The 20,115-nt window shown below is 33.5% G+C and carries 17 protein-coding genes and 1 other annotated feature; of the genes, 2 read left to right on the top strand and 15 right to left on the bottom strand.

Features of this window, described 5'->3' with window-relative positions; genetic code table 11:
- Positions 1–4 precede the first annotated feature (4 nt).
- The 5 genes from ACM6UH_RS06420 to ACM6UH_RS06400 all read right to left on the bottom strand — a co-directional run bounded on the left by ACM6UH_RS06420 (position 5) and on the right by ACM6UH_RS06400 (position 6,774).
- Complete coding sequence (locus tag ACM6UH_RS06420) at positions 5–3,757, bottom strand: DNA translocase FtsK (protein WP_048787026.1); 3,753 nt, start codon at positions 3,755–3,757, stop codon at positions 5–7.
- 17 nt (positions 3,758–3,774) lie between these two features.
- A complete protein-coding gene (gene ytpR, locus ACM6UH_RS06415; RefSeq protein WP_002483001.1) occupies positions 3,775–4,374 on the bottom strand; it encodes a YtpR family tRNA-binding protein in 600 nt (199 codons plus the stop codon).
- A 14-nt stretch (positions 4,375–4,388) separates the two neighbouring features.
- On the bottom strand, positions 4,389–5,252 hold the full coding sequence (locus ACM6UH_RS06410) for a DUF1444 domain-containing protein (protein WP_002483000.1): 864 nt from the start codon (positions 5,250–5,252) through the stop codon (positions 4,389–4,391).
- A gap of 119 nt (positions 5,253–5,371) precedes the next feature.
- Positions 5,372–5,680, bottom strand: a complete 309-nt coding sequence (locus ACM6UH_RS06405; protein WP_011302868.1) for a thioredoxin family protein — start codon at positions 5,678–5,680, stop codon at positions 5,372–5,374.
- Positions 5,681–5,697: 17 nt separating this feature from the next.
- Positions 5,698–6,774 carry a M42 family metallopeptidase gene (locus tag ACM6UH_RS06400; protein ID WP_011302867.1) on the bottom strand — a complete coding sequence of 359 codons (1,077 nt, stop codon included), beginning with the start codon at positions 6,772–6,774 and terminating at the stop codon, positions 5,698–5,700.
- Positions 6,775–6,856: 82 nt separating this feature from the next.
- Here ACM6UH_RS06400 and ACM6UH_RS06395 point away from each other — a divergent pair, with 82 nt between their 5' ends.
- Positions 6,857–7,174, top strand: coding sequence for a hypothetical protein (locus ACM6UH_RS06395; RefSeq protein ID WP_011302866.1), 318 nt, complete (start codon positions 6,857–6,859; stop codon positions 7,172–7,174).
- 88 nt (positions 7,175–7,262) lie between these two features.
- Here ACM6UH_RS06395 and ACM6UH_RS06390 read toward each other — a convergent pair whose 3' ends face one another.
- From ACM6UH_RS06390 to ACM6UH_RS06355, 8 genes are all read right to left on the bottom strand, one after another.
- Positions 7,263–8,090 (bottom strand): YtnP family quorum-quenching lactonase, encoded by an 828-nt coding sequence (locus tag ACM6UH_RS06390; protein WP_002482996.1) that lies wholly within the window; start codon positions 8,088–8,090, stop codon positions 7,263–7,265.
- A 199-nt stretch (positions 8,091–8,289) separates the two neighbouring features.
- On the bottom strand, positions 8,290–8,925 hold the full coding sequence (gene trmB / locus ACM6UH_RS06385) for a tRNA (guanosine(46)-N7)-methyltransferase TrmB (RefSeq protein WP_011302865.1): 636 nt from the start codon (positions 8,923–8,925) through the stop codon (positions 8,290–8,292).
- A gap of 12 nt (positions 8,926–8,937) precedes the next feature.
- Positions 8,938–9,729 (bottom strand): phosphotransferase family protein, encoded by a 792-nt coding sequence (locus ACM6UH_RS06380; RefSeq protein ID WP_041784794.1) that lies wholly within the window; start codon positions 9,727–9,729, stop codon positions 8,938–8,940.
- A gap of 463 nt (positions 9,730–10,192) precedes the next feature.
- Positions 10,193–11,038, bottom strand: coding sequence for a D-amino-acid transaminase (gene dat / locus ACM6UH_RS06375; RefSeq protein WP_011302863.1), 846 nt, complete (start codon positions 11,036–11,038; stop codon positions 10,193–10,195).
- A 2-nt stretch (positions 11,039–11,040) separates the two neighbouring features.
- Complete coding sequence (pepV, locus tag ACM6UH_RS06370; RefSeq protein WP_047504104.1) at positions 11,041–12,450, bottom strand: dipeptidase PepV; 1,410 nt, start codon at positions 12,448–12,450, stop codon at positions 11,041–11,043.
- Between the two features lie 219 nt (positions 12,451–12,669).
- A complete protein-coding gene (locus ACM6UH_RS06365; RefSeq protein WP_011302861.1) occupies positions 12,670–13,083 on the bottom strand; it encodes a YtxH domain-containing protein in 414 nt (137 codons plus the stop codon).
- A gap of 18 nt (positions 13,084–13,101) precedes the next feature.
- On the bottom strand, positions 13,102–13,800 hold the full coding sequence (locus ACM6UH_RS06360; RefSeq protein ID WP_069793599.1) for a pseudouridine synthase: 699 nt from the start codon (positions 13,798–13,800) through the stop codon (positions 13,102–13,104).
- On the bottom strand, positions 13,797–15,434 hold the full coding sequence (locus tag ACM6UH_RS06355; protein WP_047504107.1) for a putative polysaccharide biosynthesis protein: 1,638 nt from the start codon (positions 15,432–15,434) through the stop codon (positions 13,797–13,799). Before ACM6UH_RS06355 ends, ACM6UH_RS06360 begins: the two co-directional genes overlap by 4 nt.
- Before the next feature lie 121 nt (positions 15,435–15,555).
- On the opposite strand from ACM6UH_RS06355, the gene ACM6UH_RS06350 reads away from it, so the two are divergent.
- Positions 15,556–16,824, top strand: a complete 1,269-nt coding sequence (locus tag ACM6UH_RS06350) for an NAD(P)/FAD-dependent oxidoreductase (protein ID WP_011302858.1) — start codon at positions 15,556–15,558, stop codon at positions 16,822–16,824.
- Between the two features lie 180 nt (positions 16,825–17,004).
- Here ACM6UH_RS06350 and ACM6UH_RS06345 read toward each other — a convergent pair whose 3' ends face one another.
- Both ACM6UH_RS06345 and leuS read right to left on the bottom strand, forming a co-directional pair.
- Positions 17,005–17,316, bottom strand: coding sequence for a rhodanese-like domain-containing protein (locus ACM6UH_RS06345; protein WP_002482987.1), 312 nt, complete (start codon positions 17,314–17,316; stop codon positions 17,005–17,007).
- Between the two features lie 18 nt (positions 17,317–17,334).
- Positions 17,335–19,749 (bottom strand): leucine--tRNA ligase, encoded by a 2,415-nt coding sequence (gene leuS, locus ACM6UH_RS06340; RefSeq protein ID WP_011302857.1) that lies wholly within the window; start codon positions 19,747–19,749, stop codon positions 17,335–17,337.
- A 50-nt stretch (positions 19,750–19,799) separates the two neighbouring features.
- Positions 19,800–19,990 (bottom strand) — a binding site (T-box leader).
- Positions 19,991–20,115: the final 125 nt, after the last annotated feature.

Genomic DNA, 20,115 nt, shown 5'->3' with positions numbered 1-20,115 from the left:
TATATTAATTCTCATTCAAATCTGATTCTGTAATGTATACATCTCTTGGTTTAGATCCATTTGCGCCCGACACATAGCCAAGTTGTTCTAGTTGATCAATAATTCTTGCAGCACGATTATATCCGATTTGGAAATGACGCTGTACTAATGAAGTTGAAATATGTCCTTCATTTAGCATAAATCGACACACATCATCGAATAAATCATCTTGTGGTTGACTTTCTGTTTTTTTCAATAATTCTTTTTCTTCAAATAAGTATTCCGGATCTCGTTGTTGTTTTATGAAATCTACAACATCATCAATTTCTTCATCAGAGACAAATGTACCTTGAACACGGATAGGTTTATTCATACCGCTTCCTAGGTAAAGCATGTCACCATAACCTAATAAACGTTCTGCACCACCACTATCTAAGATAGTGCGAGAGTCTACGCTAGATGATACCATAAATGCAATTCTAGTAGGTATATTTGCTTTGATTAATCCAGTGATGACATTAACAGAAGGTCTTTGCGTTGCAACTAGCATATGAATACCACATGCACGTGCTTTTTGTGCAATGCGCGCAATAGATTGTTCCACCTCTTGTGGTGCCATCATCATTAAATCTGCTAATTCATCTATTACTATAACAATTTTTGGCATTCTATCCTCATAAGTTGCTTTCTTATTAAATGCCGTAATATTTCTAACATGATATTTAGCAAAAACTTTATAACGTCTTTCCATTTCTTCAACAGCCCATTTTAAACTTTGCGTTGCTGCTTTTACATCTGTTATCACAGGTGCAACTAAATGTGGTAAGTCATTATAAGGTGCTAATTCAACCATTTTCGGATCAATAAGTAACAATCTTAATTCCTCAGGATGATTTTTATATAATAACGACATTAATATACTATTAATACATACGGATTTACCTGAGCCTGTTGCACCAGCTATTAAAGCATGCGGTGTTTTAGAAATATCCATTAATAAAGGTTCATTATTAATTCTAAGTCCCATAGCTACAGTTAATTTGGATTCTGCATTTTTAAACGCTGGTTTTTCTAAAATTGAACGTAAATTTACAGTTGTTGCATTTTGATTTGGTACCTCTATACCAACTAGACTCGTACCTGGAATGGGTGCTTCAATACGAATATCCTTAGCTGCAAGCGCCATTTTTATATCGTCTTGTAAAGCTGTTATTCTAGATACTTTCACACCTTTTTCGACTGATAATTCAAATCGTGTCACACTAGGGCCTTCTGTAACATTTTGAACTTCTGCAGGCACATTGAAATAATAAAAAGCTTCATTCAATTCCTGTTTTTTATCTTCAATCCAAGCATTGTCAATTTCATGTTGTTTTGGCGCTTCTAATAACTCAATACTTGGAAGTTTAATATTGGGTCCTCTTCTAATAGTAGCCTTATTATCATCCTCAGTTGATGTATTTACTCCACCTAATTGGTTACCAGAAGTTTCAGGTTTGAGAACTGGTTCTTGTACATTTTGCTTATGATTTTCATTTTGTTCAGAAGGCACATTTGTCATATCTGACTCAGCACTTTCAACTGACTCTTGTTGTACATTAGACTGAGTTGAGTCATTTCGATTATAATCATCACTATAAAAAGAAGCATCCGTTTCTGGTTTAAAGTCACTCTGTTCATCAATCAAGTCATGTGATAAATTCGTTTCGCTTTGGTTGTCATCAGTTACAGTCAATGACTCTGAAGTAGGTTCATTTGCTAATTGATCATTATTCGACTGTGATTGTTTGTCGCTAATATCGGATGACGTATTATGTTTAAAATTATCTACATTATTTAATTGTATGTTTGACTTATTTTTTTCTTTTTGTGCATCTAACATACGCTTTTTATCTGATGGTGTCATCACGACATTGAAAGGTTTACTACCTTTCTTGATAGATGTAGCCTTTTTATACGTTTTAGTTTCGTCGGGTTGCTTAATATGATTTCCATTATTATTATCAGTACTATCAGATTGCTCCAATTCAGACCTTTCATCTAATATTTCATTTTGGACGTTAAGCGATTCATTTTCATTCATACTTTCATCAGATTCTAGCTGTGATGCCTCTGATGGTGCTGCATCATTTGAAGTTACATGATTATCGATAATATCGGACTCTGAATTTTCAAAACCATGGTCTGGTTGTGATAATGACTCTGACAATTGCTCATTTTCACTTTGTGAATCTAATGAATCAAAAGCTAATGATTCTTTGGATTTAGGGTCTGTTTCAGATAATTCTCTATACTGCGCATCATCCACGTCATTCTCATCTAAATAACGCTCAAACGATTTCTCTAATATGTATGTGCGCTCATTTTCTGACATATCACTTTGACTAGACTCTATTGCAGTGTTGTTCTCATCGTTTTGATTTTCGAAATCACTGTTAGGTGTGACCTGTTCAACTTGATTTTGATCTGCTTCAATTGCGGAACTGTCATTTTTAGTATTTACATTAACCTGTTCATTATTAATCGTATGAACATCGCGTACATGATCTAAATCAACTTCTTCATAATTAAATGGTGTATTTGAATCTTCTTCAATATCTTCACTATTCGTCGATTCTGTTTGTTGCTGATTTTCTGCACTTTGACATGATGTTGACGTTTTCGATTTGGACATATTCATTGCGTTACCATCTTCATCTAACGAGCTTTCACCTATGTAATTCCGCGCTTGTTTTGCATACATTTCGTCAATTGCTTTTTGTATACTATCTTCTTGTTTGTCTTGATTATCATGACGTTTTTGTTGAAGTGCCTTTTTAAATTGACGCTTCTGTAATACTTTACGTTCTCTCTCTCGTCTAATTTCTTCAACAATCTGAGAAGCATAGATGTTTTCTATTTTAATCGTATTATCTTTTTTATTTTGACTTGTTACTGGTTGATTCAGCTCAACTTCTTCACCATTTTCCTCAACATGTTGTGCGTCACGGCGCTCTTTGTTATCAGATAAATCATATGCAGTATCATTTGAATTTTCATGATACATATGTGCTTCATTTTGAATATCTGTTGAATTACTATCTGAATCTTTTACTGTTTGGTGTTTCTGTTGAGATGATTCATCATTATAATTACGATGATTCGTCTCATTTTCCGCTTGCGTACCTTCTTCTGAATCATCTTGACGTTTAATGACACCATTTTCTAAAGGACGGGGTTTTTTAGTACCAAAAATCGCTGAAGGCACTTCACTCGCTTTAAAATCGCTATGATGAAAATTTGACGTCGTTGGTTTGTGTTTTGATGAAGCATTTGCTCGTAAAACATCCGTTTGAATCCTCATTCTTTTGCCTTTATGTGTTCTAGTCTCATTTTCAGTTTGGTAATGATCTTGTTGTTGCGATTGTTGCCCAACTGAATCACTCGAGTTTATATTTTGAGTTAGTGTTTTATCATACATATGTCTACGTCTTCTTTGTTGATGATGTGCATTCCCATGACTCACATCATTATGTGCATCATGGGAAGTTTTATGAGATGTAGACGCAATATCAGAATTCAACTCATCATCTGTCTTCAAACTGTCATTTGCCTCTTCTAAAACACGCATAGGAAACCTGAATTTCCCTTTGGGTCTTTCATAAACATCATTATTTTGAGGAAGTAATGAATCATGTTCTTCTTTTTGTGTAGCTTTTTGACGTCGTTGGCTTCTTTTATTAAGATAATTATCTGTTGATTCATTATCTTCTCCAAATAACTTGTCGAACCAGCTCATACTACATTACCTCCTTTTTATACTTCAAAAAATGATTGCCCTACCGTGTAATCATCACTTAGAACCATAATACCTTTTTCTTGTGGTGCATTTGGTAATCCTAACTCTTTCATCGAACAAATCATACCACTTGATGCAACGCCTCTAAGTTCTGCATCTTTAATAACCATACCACTTGGCATAACTGCACCAACTTTTGCTACCACCACTTTTTGTCCAGCTTCAACATTCGGTGCCCCGCAAACAATTTGTAGTTTTTCAGTTGCAACATCAACACTTAGAACACTTAATTTATCTGCATCTGGATGCTTGTCTTTTGTTTCAACATAGCCCACTACAAATTTAGGAGTAAAGTCTGCGTCTAATTTATAAGTAAATCCAGCAGCTTCAATTGCTTTTTGAAACGCTTGAACTAATGTTTCAGTCAACTTAATATGTCCATTACCTGTTAGTGTTGCTTTGTTTGATGCATTAAAGATATTGTAACCTACGACTTCTCCGTCATTCTGTATTTCAACTACATCCCCTTGAGTGACGTAGTTATATTCACCTTCTGTAGGATTAATTTGTAAAAATGCAACATCGCCAACAGCTTCTTTATTATAAAATAAATTCATAACTTCATTACTCCTTATTTCTTATCTTTATTTTCATATTGTTTTCGTGTAGCTTCCAATCTTTGAATCACATTAGGATCTCTTTTTTGTTTATTATTTTTACCTAAAATAAAGATTGGTTCAAAATGCCCTTTATCATAACCTAAAGATAATGATGTAATTGGCACTAATCCTTTAGTGAAAAACTCCATAGTTAAATGCGCCATCACATCGTAACCCGTCTTATTGCGGATATCTGCAATGATAAGCACATCTTGATGAGGTACCGCTACTAACATTTCACCTTCACATTGTGCTTGTATTTCATTTAAAAATGACGTATTTAAAATTCTACTTGCATCATAACCATCATTTGAATTCACAAAGTAAAAAATATTACCTTTAACTTCGTCAGTTGTATACTTATTTTCTAATTTGCGCACATTAAATAGCGCCATTTCTTTTAATTGTTGCTTTGTTAGCTTTAATTCTTCTAACATCGCTTCATCAATTAGACGATATGACTTACCTAAATCAACTGCATAATAAATGTTTGTTTCTGCTGTATGTGCATCGATTACAAATGAATTACCATTTTTGTCTTTTTTATCAAAGCTAGGAGATCTTAAAACCGGCATAATTTGGATATTATCCGTATTTTCCAATGCCTCCCCTTTCATTTGCTCGACTGCTTCTTCAACATAATACACAATTTCATCGACTATTTTTTCTTTTTGAGATTTATATTTAGCTACTATTGGATTAATTTTAACGGTAACGCCTTTACCATTATCTATTCTTGAGATACGTAGTGTTTCATCTTCTCGATTAAAACTAAATTTCACATCAAGATGATTCAATCTATCTTTTAATTTATCTCTCATTTGAAAGACATTCATTATTAACACTCCTATTTACGTGCCTTACTATAGTTTACAATAAATACACCCTTAGGAACAGAAAAAATGTGCGCTCTAAGGGTATATATTTTTATAATTTAATCCTAAATTAATGCCACCTACAAAGACGCTAAAAATTGGTCTATTTGTTCTATGGATTTTCGTTCTTTTCCAATATAACTGCCAATTTGATTCCCGTCACAGAATACTAGAAAACTAGGTATACCCATAATGTCATAATTAATGCATATATCAATAAATTTGTCTCTATCAACTGAAATAAATTTATAATTAGTATATTTTGCTTCTAATTGAGGTAAATCTGGTTCTATAACTTTACAATCTGGGCACCAATCTGCTGTAAATAAAAACACTGTTTGTTCATTTTTCAGATTTTCAAATTGCTGCTCACTTTCTAATTGTTGCATAATACCACTCCTAATTATTATTTATATTGTAATATTTCTATTTGGTCTTCATTTAAATGTCTAACTGATTGTTCTAACAGGCTTCTGGCAGCTTCATAATCTCTAATATCAAACACTGCGTTTGTACTATGAATATATCGTGCACACACACCTATCACAGCGGTTGGGATACCTAATTTTGCCTTGTGTATTTCTCCACCATCCGTACCGCCTGGAGAAATATAGTATTGATGTTTAATATCATATTGCTTCGCTAAATCAAGCAAATAATCTCTAAAGGTTGGTCGAAGTAACATTGTACCATCTTTAATTCTGATTAATGTACCTCCAGCTAATTCCCCTGATAAATTTTGCTTACCTTTCATATCATTCGCAGGCGAACAATCTACAACAAATGCTGCATCAGGATCGATTAACTCTGCCGCTGCACTTGCTCCTCTTAATCCTACTTCTTCTTGCACATTTGCACCGACATATAAATCAAAGTCCAATTCAGTATTTTTTAATAATTCCAGTAGCTCAATACCAATTAAACAACCATAACGGTTATCCCAGGCTTTACTGGCAAATCGATGCTCTGATAACTGTGTAAAAGGCGTATCAGGTGCAATCGTATCACCAATAGCAATACCACGTGCCGATACATCTTCAGCATTTTCTGCACCAATATCCAATAATAAATCTTCTATTTTAGGTGCTCCTTCATTTCCAGTTCTAAAATGTTTCGGAATATTAGCTACAATACCTGTAATCTCATCATTATTTCGCGTTCTAACTTTTAGCCTTTGGCCTTGCCATATATCGTTTGCAACGCCACCTAAATTAGTAAATTGTAGCATACCATTTGACGTGATATTTGTGACCATGAAACCAATTTCATCCATATGTGCAGCAACCATGATTCGTTTTGGATTACTTGATTTCGAACGTTTAACACCGTAAAATCCGCCCATACGATTATAAACAAATTCATCCACAAATGGTTCCATTTCTGCTTTCAAATATGATTTTACATTTTCTTCAAAACCTGCTACACCATGTAATTCTGTTAATGTTTTCATTCTATTCAATGTTTTACTTTTATCTATGTTCAACGTCTCTCACTCCTTAATATTTATTATATCATCTTCATTATGGTAAACTATAAATATGACTTTATTGGGGGTAGATTATGTCATGTTAAATAAAAAAAATTGGTTCATCCTCTTATTATTTTTCCTAACTACAATTGCAGGATCAATTTATTTTTATAAACGTCGAAAACATATCCAATATCGAGATCCTGAAAAAATCACTAAAGAAGTAAAAACTTATTTTATGAATGTTATAGGATCATATATATTAAAAGTGCCGATGACGTATACAAAATCCGATTCAAAAATCATTGCTTTTCAAGGTGGCATTACGACACGAAACCATAACACACTTACATATTATGACTTTTATGCTGATGCCAAAACAGGTGAAATATTAGATATCATTGAATGCAAATGATAGAAGGTTAAAGCCATAGCGACACGATGACAAACATATTCTAACTCAGAATATCTTCTTATTCATGTGCCGCTTAGCTTTAACCTTTTTAATTCCTAGAAATAAATGTATCAAATTCAGTTATATTTTGCTTATCAAATTTCACCGCAAAATAATTCACATCATGATAATATAAAAACCAATAATTTTGATGAATATAATACGGTACTAAACGTTCTTTTTCTCTAATTGATTGCATAGGGTAATCATCATAAGCTGTAACCCATAATGGATTTCTATGTGCAGTTGTTGGAAAAATATCACCCATATGCACCGCTTTTTCATTCTGACTTTCAATTGTAATGATTGCATGACCAAAACTATGACCGCCCGTATGAATCATTTTAATACCTGGCACTATTTCGATTTCATTTTCAAACAATAGTAATCGTTTTTTAAAATCTCCATTATTCTTTGGCCAATATGTTGATTTACTGCGTATATTAGGGCTTTGAAATTCATGCCATTCATCTTGTTGAATCACATGGATTGCTTTATTAAAAATTGAATTACCCTCATTATCTGTTAATCCAGCAGCATGATCGAAATGTAAATGTGTCATTAATACATAATCAATATCTGCAGTCGTTAAATCTAAAGCCTTTAAGTCTTCACTAATTTGGCTTTCATAATGAGCTCCAAAATTTCTACGTTCTTTATCTGTTAATTTTCCTGAACCTATACCTGTATCAATGATAATATTATAATCGTTTGATTGTATTAATATTGGATGCGTTGGTAATGGAATTTGATTCTTATCATTCACTTCATATTTTTTAGTCCATAACGCCTTAGGCACCACGCCAAACATTGCGCCACCATCAATGTGAGTGATACCACCATTTAAATAATGTATACGAAAATCCCCTAATTTCATCTACTTATCCTCCTCGTAAAATATAAACACAATAACTACTTAATATTAATAGTAATACAAACAATGTTCTAGGTAAAATATTGGACATAAGTACATTTAAATTAGCACAATTCTATTTACATTAAATTATAAAAATCTTAATTTGGACATAAAAAAATTGATAGAACCTATGTCCTATCAATTGAGTGCGTAATTATATTTAATGAAACTTAGCTTCCATACGATAAATTCTTGAACCTTTATCAGAAAATTTTCTTTCGTATTCAGTCTCAATATTCTCTTCATCATCTTCTTCATGCAAATTCAGGTTGATTTTTGTAAAATACATACCAAATTGAGACATACTTTCTAAACTATATGCAAACAGACCACGATTGTCTGTTTTAAAATGGATTTCACCATCATCTTTTAAAACTTGTTTATACAATGCTAGGTATGTTTGATATGTCAAACGACGTTTAGTATGTCTTTTTTTAGGCCATGGATCTGAGAAATTAAGGTATAATCTTGATACTTCTCCATCTTTGAAATAATCGTTAAGTTCAATTGCATCATTACAAATTAACTTGATATTTGTTAAGCCTTGTTCAATAACTTTATCTAAGACTTTTATCATAACACTTTTCTCTCTTTCCATAGAGATAAAGTTTATTTCGGGATGTTTTGCTGCAAGCGTAGTTATGAATTGACCCCTACCTGATCCTACTTCAATATAAATCGGTTGATCATTATCAAACCATTCACTGATTCGCCCTGCATGACTACCATCGATATCAACTATATTCGGTTCTTTTTTTAAGTAGTCCTCTGCCCAAGGCTTATAGCGCATTCTCATTTTGATAACTCCTTATATAAAAGCATTATTATTCATCACTTGATTTAAAAAAGTTAGCCACATATTCATATCTTTGTAACGTTTTTGTTCTTCATACCATTGAACCATACCGATAGATTGTACAACGGTATACCACTTCATACGTTTTTGTAAATCCATTGAATCTTTTGTACCATACACGTTTAACCACTCTGGCCATTTATTTTCTGGAACGTAATTGTACAGCAGCATACCTAAATCAATTGCGGGATCAGCAATCATTGCACCTTCCCAATCAACGAGATATAGCTCATCATGATCTGATAACAACCAATTATTATGGTTAACATCACCATGAACAACTGTAAAGAAACGAGGATCTAAGTTAGGTATGTGATCTTCCAAATACGTTAAAGCTTTTCTAACCACGTGATGTGTCAGTACATCTCTTGATAACGAAGCATTTATTTTATTTAATAAAATATCTGGCGTGATAGGTTCCATTTCCATACGTTTTAGCATGTTTAATAATGTCTTTGAACTATGAATTTTTTTCAATAAATTCGCTACACGTTGTTCATGCATTTCATTGAAAGTAAGTTCTCTACCATTTTTCCAATGTTGTGCTGTTACAACTTCGCCAGTTTCAATGCGTTTCGTCCATACAAGTTTAGGCACAATACCTTCAGCTGATAATGCAGCTATAAATGGATTTGAATTTCTTTTTAAGAATAATTTTTGTCCATCCTGTTCGGCCATGTATGCCTCACCCGATGCACCGCCTGCTGAGTCAAGCGTCCATCCCAATTGATAAAACTGCTCCAACACGTTCACCTCACTTTCAATTAGAAAATGGCTCCTGAAAAACATTTTTCGAGAGCCATATATAATCATTTTCTATAGCAAATTTTTTAAACTTCAACCATAATTTATGCTGTCTCAAGTGTTATGACTAGCATAATGTCCCATGTGGCTCAAGTTAATTTTTAAAATTATAAATAACTGATTTTCAAATTATAGTAACTTTTATAGCATACCATAAAAGAAACCCAAACAGAGCATATTTTTTAATATTTCTCTATCTTTTTTCAAGAAATTTTTCTCGTTCAATTTCAAGACTCATAAAAGATTTTATAATGTTTGGGTATGAATTTCAACCAATAATGAGAAACAAAAAGTCACTTTTTACTTTCTTATTTCTATTAGTTTCTTTCAAACGGCTCAGTTAGCATTATAACATAATTTAATATGAATTTTTGTTATATTTTCTATCTATTTATTGAAAATATTAACTATGTGTATCAATGTATCTGTTAAATCCTTCTTGCAATGATTTTGTTATCGAACCAACTTGACCATCACCGACATTTTCACCGTTTAATTTAACAACTGGCATAACCTCAATTGAAGTACTTGATACAATGATTTCATCCGCACTTTTCAAAAAGTCTAATGTAAACGTTTCTTCATTAAAAGGTATCCCTTTATCTTCAGCAACAGATTTAATTACCATACGCGTAATACCATTTAAAATATAATTATTTACAGGATGTGTATAGATTTCACCATCTTTGATTGCATACACATTACTAGAAGAACCTTCTGTGACAATATCACCACGATGTTGTATTGCTTCTTGAGCATTATATTTAACTGCATATTCTTTAGCTAATACATTACCCAACAAGTTTAAACTCTTAATATCGCATCTTAACCAACGAATATCTTCAGTAGTGATCGCATTAATACCTTCTTCTAATGATTTGTAAGGACGATCATATGATTTAGTGAAAGCCATAATATTGGTTTCAACAGAAGGTGTTGGAAAGGCATGATCACGCGGTGCGGCACCACGTGTAACTTGAATGTAGACACCACCATTAATCACACCATTTGTTGATAATAACTCCTGTATTAATTCCGTAAGTTCCTCAACGTTATATTTTAATTCAAGACCAATTTCTTTTGCACTACGTAAAAGTCTTTCAAAATGTTCCTTAGCAGTAAATACACTATTATCATATACTCTAATATATTCATAAATACCGTCGCCAAATACATAACCTCTATCATTATAAGGCACATTTGCATCTTGTTCATCAACGAGTTTTTCATTTATTAATACTTTTGTCATATTTATTCCTCCACACACAATTTATATAATGATTCTAAATAGATACTTGTCGCATTGAATAATTGTTTTTTAGTTATATATTCATTTTTTTGATGCATTAAATCTTCAGAATCACTAAACATCGCACCAAATGCAACACCTTTATCTAAATTTCGTGCATAAGTACCGCCACCAATCGTATACGGTTCTGTATCATCACCAGTTTGGTTACGGTAGGCTTGTACTAAGCTTTGTACGAATGGGTCGTCTTTTTCTACATAATGTGGTGTTTGATTTTTACCTAACTCAATTGAAAATCCTAGTGATTGAATTTCTCCCTTGAATCTTGTTAACGATTCTTCAAATTCAAAACCTTCTGGATATCTTAAATTAATGCCGAATTTGCCACCATCTTGATTATCATAAGTGATAATTCCAACATTAGTAGTCACGTCGCCCATAACATCTGTGTGGAATTTCATTCCCATTTTTTCTCCAAAATGTGACTCAAACAAGTATCGTTCGCTAAACGCTACGAAATTTGCAGCAGTTTTATCTAAATTTAATGTTGCAAGGAAGTTAAGTAAATATAATCCTGCATTGACGCCTATAGATGGATCCATCCCATGAACCGCTTTACCTTGTACTTTAAGCACCAAGACACCGCTATCTACAACACTTTCACCTTCAACGTCATGCTCGTTTAAGTATTGTTCAAAATTTTGGATAACATCTGTCATATTTTCTTTAACAGCTACATTGGCAATCGCTTCATCAGGCACCATGTTATATCTTTGTCCTGATACAAATGAACGCAATTCATATTCAGGCTCATCTTGATCATCTGCTTTTTCATTTTGAATTACATCAAACGTGCTTATTCCTTTTTCACCATGAATAGCAGGAAATTCAGCATCTGGAGCGAACCCTAATTCAGGCATTTCTTCTGTTTGGAAATAACGCTCAGTACATTTCCAATCAGACTCTTCATCTGTACCAATAATAATATGTATACGTTTCTTCCAGTTTACATTCATTTCATTTAAAATTTTAACTGCATAATAAGCAGCAATGGTCGGCCCTTTATCATCTAACGTACCACGAGCAATAATTTTATCATCAGTTACTACTGGATTGAACGGATCTGAATCCCATCCATCGCCTGCAGGTACAACATCCACATGGCATAAAATACCAAATACATCATCGCCTTTACCCGCTTCAATACGTCCCGCGATATGATCAACATCATGTGTGCCAAAGCCGTCACGTTCTGCGATTTTATACATGTAATCTAAAGCTTGTCTAGGTCCAGGTCCTACTGGATTTTCAGCAGAAGCTTTATCGTCTTCTCTTACACTTTCAATTGAAAGTAAACCTTTCAAATCTTCTAGTATGAAATCCTCATATTCTTTTACTTTGTCTCTCCACATATACAATCAACTTCCTTCTTATAACTTATATACTTAATATTTTACATGAAGTCGTAGAGAAACTACAGTGAGATGTAATCATAAAACAAAAAAATTAACTGTTATGCTTTATAATAAAACAGTTAAACCGCTTACTTTTACTATATATATAAACTGTATTAATATAAAAAACCTAGTTCCAATTGCGAACTAGGTTTGATATAAAATCATGACAACGTATTACTTACCGTCATGTTTATTGCTATTATTTTTTAACTCTTCTTCAGTTACAACTCGTAAATTGTTTGAAGGATCGGCTGCACCTTCATCTGTAAATCTTGCTTCTTCAACGTGCTCTTCTTCTTGTTCAGACACATTAGAGAAACGATCTTTTTGTTCATTAATGAAACCTTTAGGATCTTGTTTTACTTTTGAAGCATAACCTTTAGGATCCTGTTTTACTTCATTATATGTTTCGCCAGCTTTTGAACTGATTTGACTAGCGATATCTTTTGCATTTTGTTTGTATGATTCTGGATTAGATTTGTATTTACTGTACTCATCTTTTAATTTATCTCTATTTTCTTTTTGGGAAAGCACTACTGCTGCAGCTGCTCCCCCTATGCCTACGATTGCTTTAAATAATTTTGACATAATATTTACACCTCTTCTTTATTTTAATCCTAATAGTTTAAAATCTTGCTGAGTTAAATGACGATATTCTCCTGATGCTAATGTTGAATCAAGTTGTAAGTCGCCAATACGAATACGTTTCAAAGCTAAGACTTCATTATCTATAGCATGAAACATTCGCTTCACTTGATGGTAACGTCCTTCATATATTGTGACAAACGATTTGTTTAATTCATCACCTTGGACTAATTTTGCAGGTTTCGCCAATCCCTCATTTAATTCAATACCCACTTTAAATGCATTTATATCATTTTTTGTAATGTTTTTTTGAGAAATCACTTCATAAGTTTTAGCGACATGTTTACCAGGACTCATTAATTCGTGATTAAATTGTCCATCATTGGTAATCAATAAAAGTCCTTCTGTATCTTTATCTAATCGGCCGACTGGAAACAAATCTAAGTATCTATAGTCCTCTATTAAATCGAGCACTGTCTTGTGCTGTTCATCTGTTGTAGCTGATATATAGTCCTTAGGTTTATTAAGCATGAGATAGACTTTGTTAACAAAGTCTATCTTTTGGTCATTGACTTTCACTATTTCTAGTTCTGGATTAATTTGCTTCTTAGATGACGTTTCTACCTTATCATCAATTGTGACTTGCTTCTTTTTTAAGCGTTGTTTTACTTCTGTTCGAGTGCCAACACCCATATTTGATAAAAATTTATCTAATCTCATTTAATAATACCTAATTTGCGTCTGATTTTATTTGGAATTTCACCTAAGAATTGATCAGCAAGTCTTGTTTTCATTGTCATGCTACCATAAATCAGCATACCTAACACAACACTTATAACAAGAATAATTAGAGAACCTATTTTATGTTCTGGAGAAATAAACATTTGTAATATGAAGAATGTCAATTCAACCCCAATCATCATGATAAATCCATACATAAATATTTTTCCAAAGTGTAACCAAGTCTCAGAAAAGTTAAATTTCGCATACTTTTTAAGAATATAAAAATTACATAACACTGCAAATAATAACGCGATTGCCGTACTTAAAATTGCGCCTGCCGTATGGAAAGTAACTATAAGCGGCGTGTTTAAAATAATTTTTATTACTACTGCTGCTAAAATGACAAATACTGTTAATTTTTGTTTATCTATACCTTGTAACATTGACGCTGTCACACTTAATAACGCGATTAATATTGCAACGGGTGCATAATAAAATAATAAATGGCTACCGTCAATATTATAACTATAGAAAACTGTATACAGAGGTAAGGCCAATGCCATAATACCTAAACTGGCTGGCACTGTTATGTACATTAATACACCTAAAGATGTGCGTATTTGTCTGTGCATTTCATGTAACTGGCCTGATGCATAAGTCTTTGTAATGAATGGAATCAAACTCACAGCAAAACCCGCTGATAAAGATGTCGGAATCATCACAATTTTGTTAGTTGTCATATTCAGAATTGAGAAAAAGTAATCATGCAAATTGCTTGGTACACCTGCTAAATTCAACGCACTGTTATGTGTAAACTGATCGACTAAATTAAACAGCGGGAAGTTCAAACTTACAATAACGAAAGGAATACTATATGAAATAATCTCTTTATACATCTTGCCATATGAGACATCCATACCTGTATGATCCGTTGCAACCATGCGTTCTATGTTGCTCTTTCTTTTTCTCCAGTAATACCATAAGACGATGATTGCTGCGATTGCACCGATTGCCGCTGCAAACGTCGCAACACCATTCGCTACAAGTACACTACCATTAAACACATTAAGCACTAAATAGCTTCCTATTAAAATGAATAAAATACGTGCAATTTGTTCTATAACTTCTGATACCGCAGTTGGCCCCATAGATTTATAACCTTGGAATACACCACGCCACGTCGCTAATAATGGAATAAAAATGACCACGATACTAATAATTCTTATAATCCAAGTAATATCATCAACAGTCCAGCCACCATCTACATGACCTTTATTGGCTAATGTAATACCAGCTATGCTTGGAGCTAATAAATATAATACTAAAAATCCAATAAATCCTGTTATGGTCATAACAATAAAACTAGATTTATATAGTTTTTCACTAATTTTATATGCGCCTAACGCATTGTATTTCGAAACATATTTTGATGCTGCCAATGGCACACCTGCTGTTGCGATGGCAATGGCAATATTATATGGGGTATACGCGTAGTTGAAAGGCGCCAGATTTTCTTCTCCACCAATTATGGCGTAGAATGGAATAATGTAAATTACACCTAATACTTTAGTAATTAAAATACTTAGCGTAATTAAAAAGGTCCCTCTCACTAACTCTTTACTTTCACTCATTCAGATCGTCCTATCTCAAATTAAATTTTACACTCGTAATCTTAATAATAACGTGATAACTACTTTTTTTCAAAACTATATTACTATAAAATAACACTATACGCTTATGGGAGGCAATAAAATGTATCAAACAATTATAATCGGTGGCGGTCCTAGCGGGCTAATGGCAGCTGCTGCGGCAAGTCTCAATAATCATAATATTTTATTAATTGAAAAGAAAAAAGGACTCGGTCGTAAATTGAAAATTTCTGGAGGCGGACGTTGCAACGTAACAAATCGCTTACCTTATGATGAAATCATCAAAAATATACCCGGTAATGGGAAATTTTTATATAGCCCTTTTTCTGTTTTTGATAATGAATCTATCATCCATTTTTTCGAATCTAGAGGCGTTCTTTTAAAGGAAGAAGACCACGGTCGTATGTTCCCCGTCTCTAATAAAGCACAAGATGTTGTTGACGCACTCATCAATACTTTGCAACAGAATAACGTAGAAATAAAAGAAGAATCCACTGTATCATCAATTGAATACACGGACCAACATACTTTCACCGTAACATTAAATGATCAGCAACAATTTTCAAGCAATAGTTTAATTATTGCCACGGGTGGCACAAGCGTCCCTCAAACTGGTTCAACAGGTGATGGTTATAAATTTGCCGAACACTTGGGACATTCCATTACTGAATTATTTCCAACTGAAGTACCCATCACTTCTTCTGAAACATTTATCAAAAACAAACGTCTCAAAGGTTTGAGTTTAAAAAATGTTGCGCTATCCGTTTTAAAAAAGAATGGTAAAACACGAATCACACATCAAATGGATATGTTATTCACTCACTTTGGAATTAGTGGACCCGCTGCACTAAGGTGTAGTCAATTTGTATATAAAGAACAAAAGAATCAAAAAAAACAAGATATTCAAATGCAACTGGATGCCTTTCCTGAACTTACCAAAAATGAACTCGAACAAAAGATTAGACGTTTGTTAGAAGAAACACCTGATAAATTTGTTAAAAATAGTTTGCATGGCTTAATTGAAGAGCGCTATTTGTTATTTTTAATTGAGCAAGCCCATATCTCAGATGATTTAACAGCGCACCATATTGCCAACGCACAAATTAATCAACTTGTAGAATTATTAAAAGGATTTACCTTTACGGTTAACGGCACACTTTCTATTGAAAAAGCCTTCGTTACAGGAGGTGGTGTTTCATTAAAAGAAATACAACCCAAAACAATGATGTCTAAGTTTGTACCTGGTTTGTTTTTATGTGGTGAAGTACTGGATATCCACGGTTATACAGGTGGATATAATATCACAAGCGCCCTTGTCACAGGTCATGTAGCTGGCACTAATGCAAGCCTTTTCCAAATTGATGATATATAGTAAAAGATAACATTGAAATCCAATAGTTTCATTAACATTTGATAAAGTAACAGTGCATCATTCACTGTAAAGCCATTACTATATGGACAAATAAACCATTATAAATAAACTGTTGATTACCTTAAGAAAGCCGAGACATATGCTTATGTCTCGGCTTTTAATTAACTACTTATTTTATAATTAAATACTTTTAATATCTAAACCTTCATCACCAAATTCATCCATACCACCTTCAACATTCACTGCATTCACGCCATTTTGTTCAAGGTATTGAACGACTTGCGCACTTCTGCCACCGGCTTTACAGATAATATAATACGTTTCATTATCATTAAAATAGTTTAGATTATCTGGAATACTATTCATTGGAATGGTTTCAGCACCTGGAATGATACCCATCGCTGTTTCTTGATCAGTTCTAACGTCCACAATGTTAACTGGGTTAGCATCCAAAATTTTCTCTTTTAGTTCAGTTACTGTGATAGATTCCATAATTAATTCCTCCTGTGTTTATTTAGCGACGATATTAACAAGTTTTTTAGGAACTGCAATAACTTTTTTAATATCTTTACCTTCTATTTCAGATTTAACATGTTCATTATCTAGTGCGATTTGCTCCATTTCTTCTTTCGCAATATCTTTCGATACATTAATTTTAGCACGCACTTTACCATTTACTTGTACGACAATCTCAATTTCGTCATCAACAAGTAACGCTTCATCGTAGGATGGCCATGGTTGATAAGTGATTGTTTCATCATGGCCTAAACGTGACCACAATTCTTCAGATATATGAGGTGCAATCGGCGCCAGCATTTTAATAAAGCCTTCGATATATGGTTTATAAATTTCTTCCGCTTTATAACAATCATTAATAAATACCATAAGTTGACTAATCGCTGTGTTAAAGTTAAGCGAATTGTAATCTTCTGTAACTTTTTTCACTGTTTGGTGATAACTCTTATCTAAAGCCTTACTATGATTGTTTACCACTTTATTAGAAATTGAACCATCTTCTGTAATTAATAAACGCCAAATCCTATCTAAGAAACGTCTCGAACCATCTAAACCATTTTCGCTCCAAGCGATAGCGGCATCAAGCGGTCCCATAAACATCTCATATAAACGTAACGTATCCGCACCATGAGATTTTACAATATCATCTGGATTAATTACATTACCTTTAGATTTACTCATTTTTTCGTTACCTTCACCCAAAATCATACCTTGGTTGAATAACTTTTGGAATGGTTCTTTTGTTGGTACCACACCTAAATCAAATAATACTTTGTGCCAAAATCGTGCATACAATAAATGTAATACAGCATGTTCTACGCCACCAATATACAAATCTACAGGCAACCAATGTTTTAATTTTTCAGGATCTGCTAACATTTGCTCATTGTCTGGATCAATATATCTTAGATAATACCAACAGCTACCTGCCCATTGTGGCATCGTATTTGTTTCACGGCGGCCTTTCATACCTGTGGCTTCATCGACAACGTTTACAAATTCATCAATATTCGCTAACGGTGATTCACCTGTCCCTGACGGTTTTATTTCATCAGTTTCTGGTAAAAGTAATGGTAGTTCATCTTCAGGTACTGTCGTCATTGAGCCATCTTCCCAGTGAATAACTGGAATAGGTTCGCCCCAATATCTTTGTCTACTGAACAACCAATCTCTAAGTTTGTAGTTTACTTTACGCGTACCGGCATTTTTATTTTCTAACAATTCAATCGCTTTTTCTATAGCTGCTTCATTGTATAATCCGTTTAGTTCACCAGAATTAATATGCGGTCCGTCGCCAGTGTAGGCTTCCTTGCTCATATCTCCGCCTTCGATGACTTCTATAATTGGTAAGTCAAATGTTTTAGCGAATTCATAATCACGCTGATCACCACTAGGTACAGCCATGACCGCACCAGTACCGTAAGTGGATAGTACGTAATCTGCAATCCATATTGGTACTTGTTGCCCTGATAATGGATTAACAGCATATGCACCAGTGAATACACCAGACTTTTCTTTTGATAAGCCAGTACGTTCTAAATCAGATTTCTTAGCCGCTTCTTTTTGATAAGCTTCTACATCATCTTTATTATCTTCCGTAGTAATCAAATCTACAAGCTCGTGTTCTGGGCTAAGCACTAAAAATGACGCACCGTATATTGTATCAGGTCTAGTAGTAAATACTTCAATTTGCTCATTATAATCTTTCACATCAAATGCCACTGATGCACCTTCAGAACGGCCAATCCAGTTACGTTGCATATCTTTCAATGACTCTGGCCAGTCTAATTCATCTAAATCTTCTAACAATCTGTCTGCATATTCGGTAATTTTAAGAACCCATTGCTTCATTGGACGTCTATATACAGGATGGCCGCCACGTTCTGATACGCCATCAATAACTTCTTCATTCGATAATACCGTACCTAATGCTGGACACCAATTCACAGCCACTTCATCTACATAAGCTAAACCTTTATTATATAATTGTATGAAAATCCATTGTGTCCATTTGTAGTATTCAGGATCTGTCGTATTCACTTCTCTATCCCAGTCATAACTGAAACCAAGTTCTTTTATCTGACGCTTAAAGGTCTGAATATTTTCTTTAGTGAACTCTCGTGGATCATTACCTGTATCTAATGCATATTGTTCAGCTGGTAAGCCAAATGCATCCCAACCCATTGGGTGTAATACGTTATAACCTAACATACGTTTATAACGAGAGATGATATCTGTAGCAGTATACCCTTCTGGGTGACCAACATGCAGGCCTGCTCCTGATGGATAAGGGAACATATCTAAAGCATAAAATTTCTTTTGCCCTAAATTGTCGCTCGTTTTAAAAGTTTTATTTGCTTCCCAATAGTCCTGCCATTTCTTTTCAATTTCATTATGACTGTAATTCACTACTTTTCCTCCTATTCAATAAAAAAACACCCCAAACTATTATTTAATTACAAAGGGACGACTTTCGCCGCGGTACCACCCAAATTCACATTAAATGTGCACTCATTTTAACTAATAGTAAGAGATGTCATAAATTATCTTTAAGTCCTGGTAAGTTCACTTTAACTTAACACTAGGTTCCACCAACCCTAGTTCTCTGTAGATAAGTTTTAAAGTTACTACTCCTATACATTACTAATAATATTTGAAATAACTATTTATTTCAAGAGTAAAACCTGATTTAACAGGAAACATACTTATTTACTACATATGATAAGCATGTATAACTAAAAAATAAATTATTATATAAAGTAGTGAGACAGAGAC

The organism is Staphylococcus sp. LKG4-2 (assembly GCF_050955665.1).
In the GTDB taxonomy this organism is placed as follows: domain Bacteria; phylum Bacillota; class Bacilli; order Staphylococcales; family Staphylococcaceae; genus Staphylococcus; species Staphylococcus saprophyticus.
This window is presented reverse-complemented; position numbering and strand designations above follow the sequence as displayed.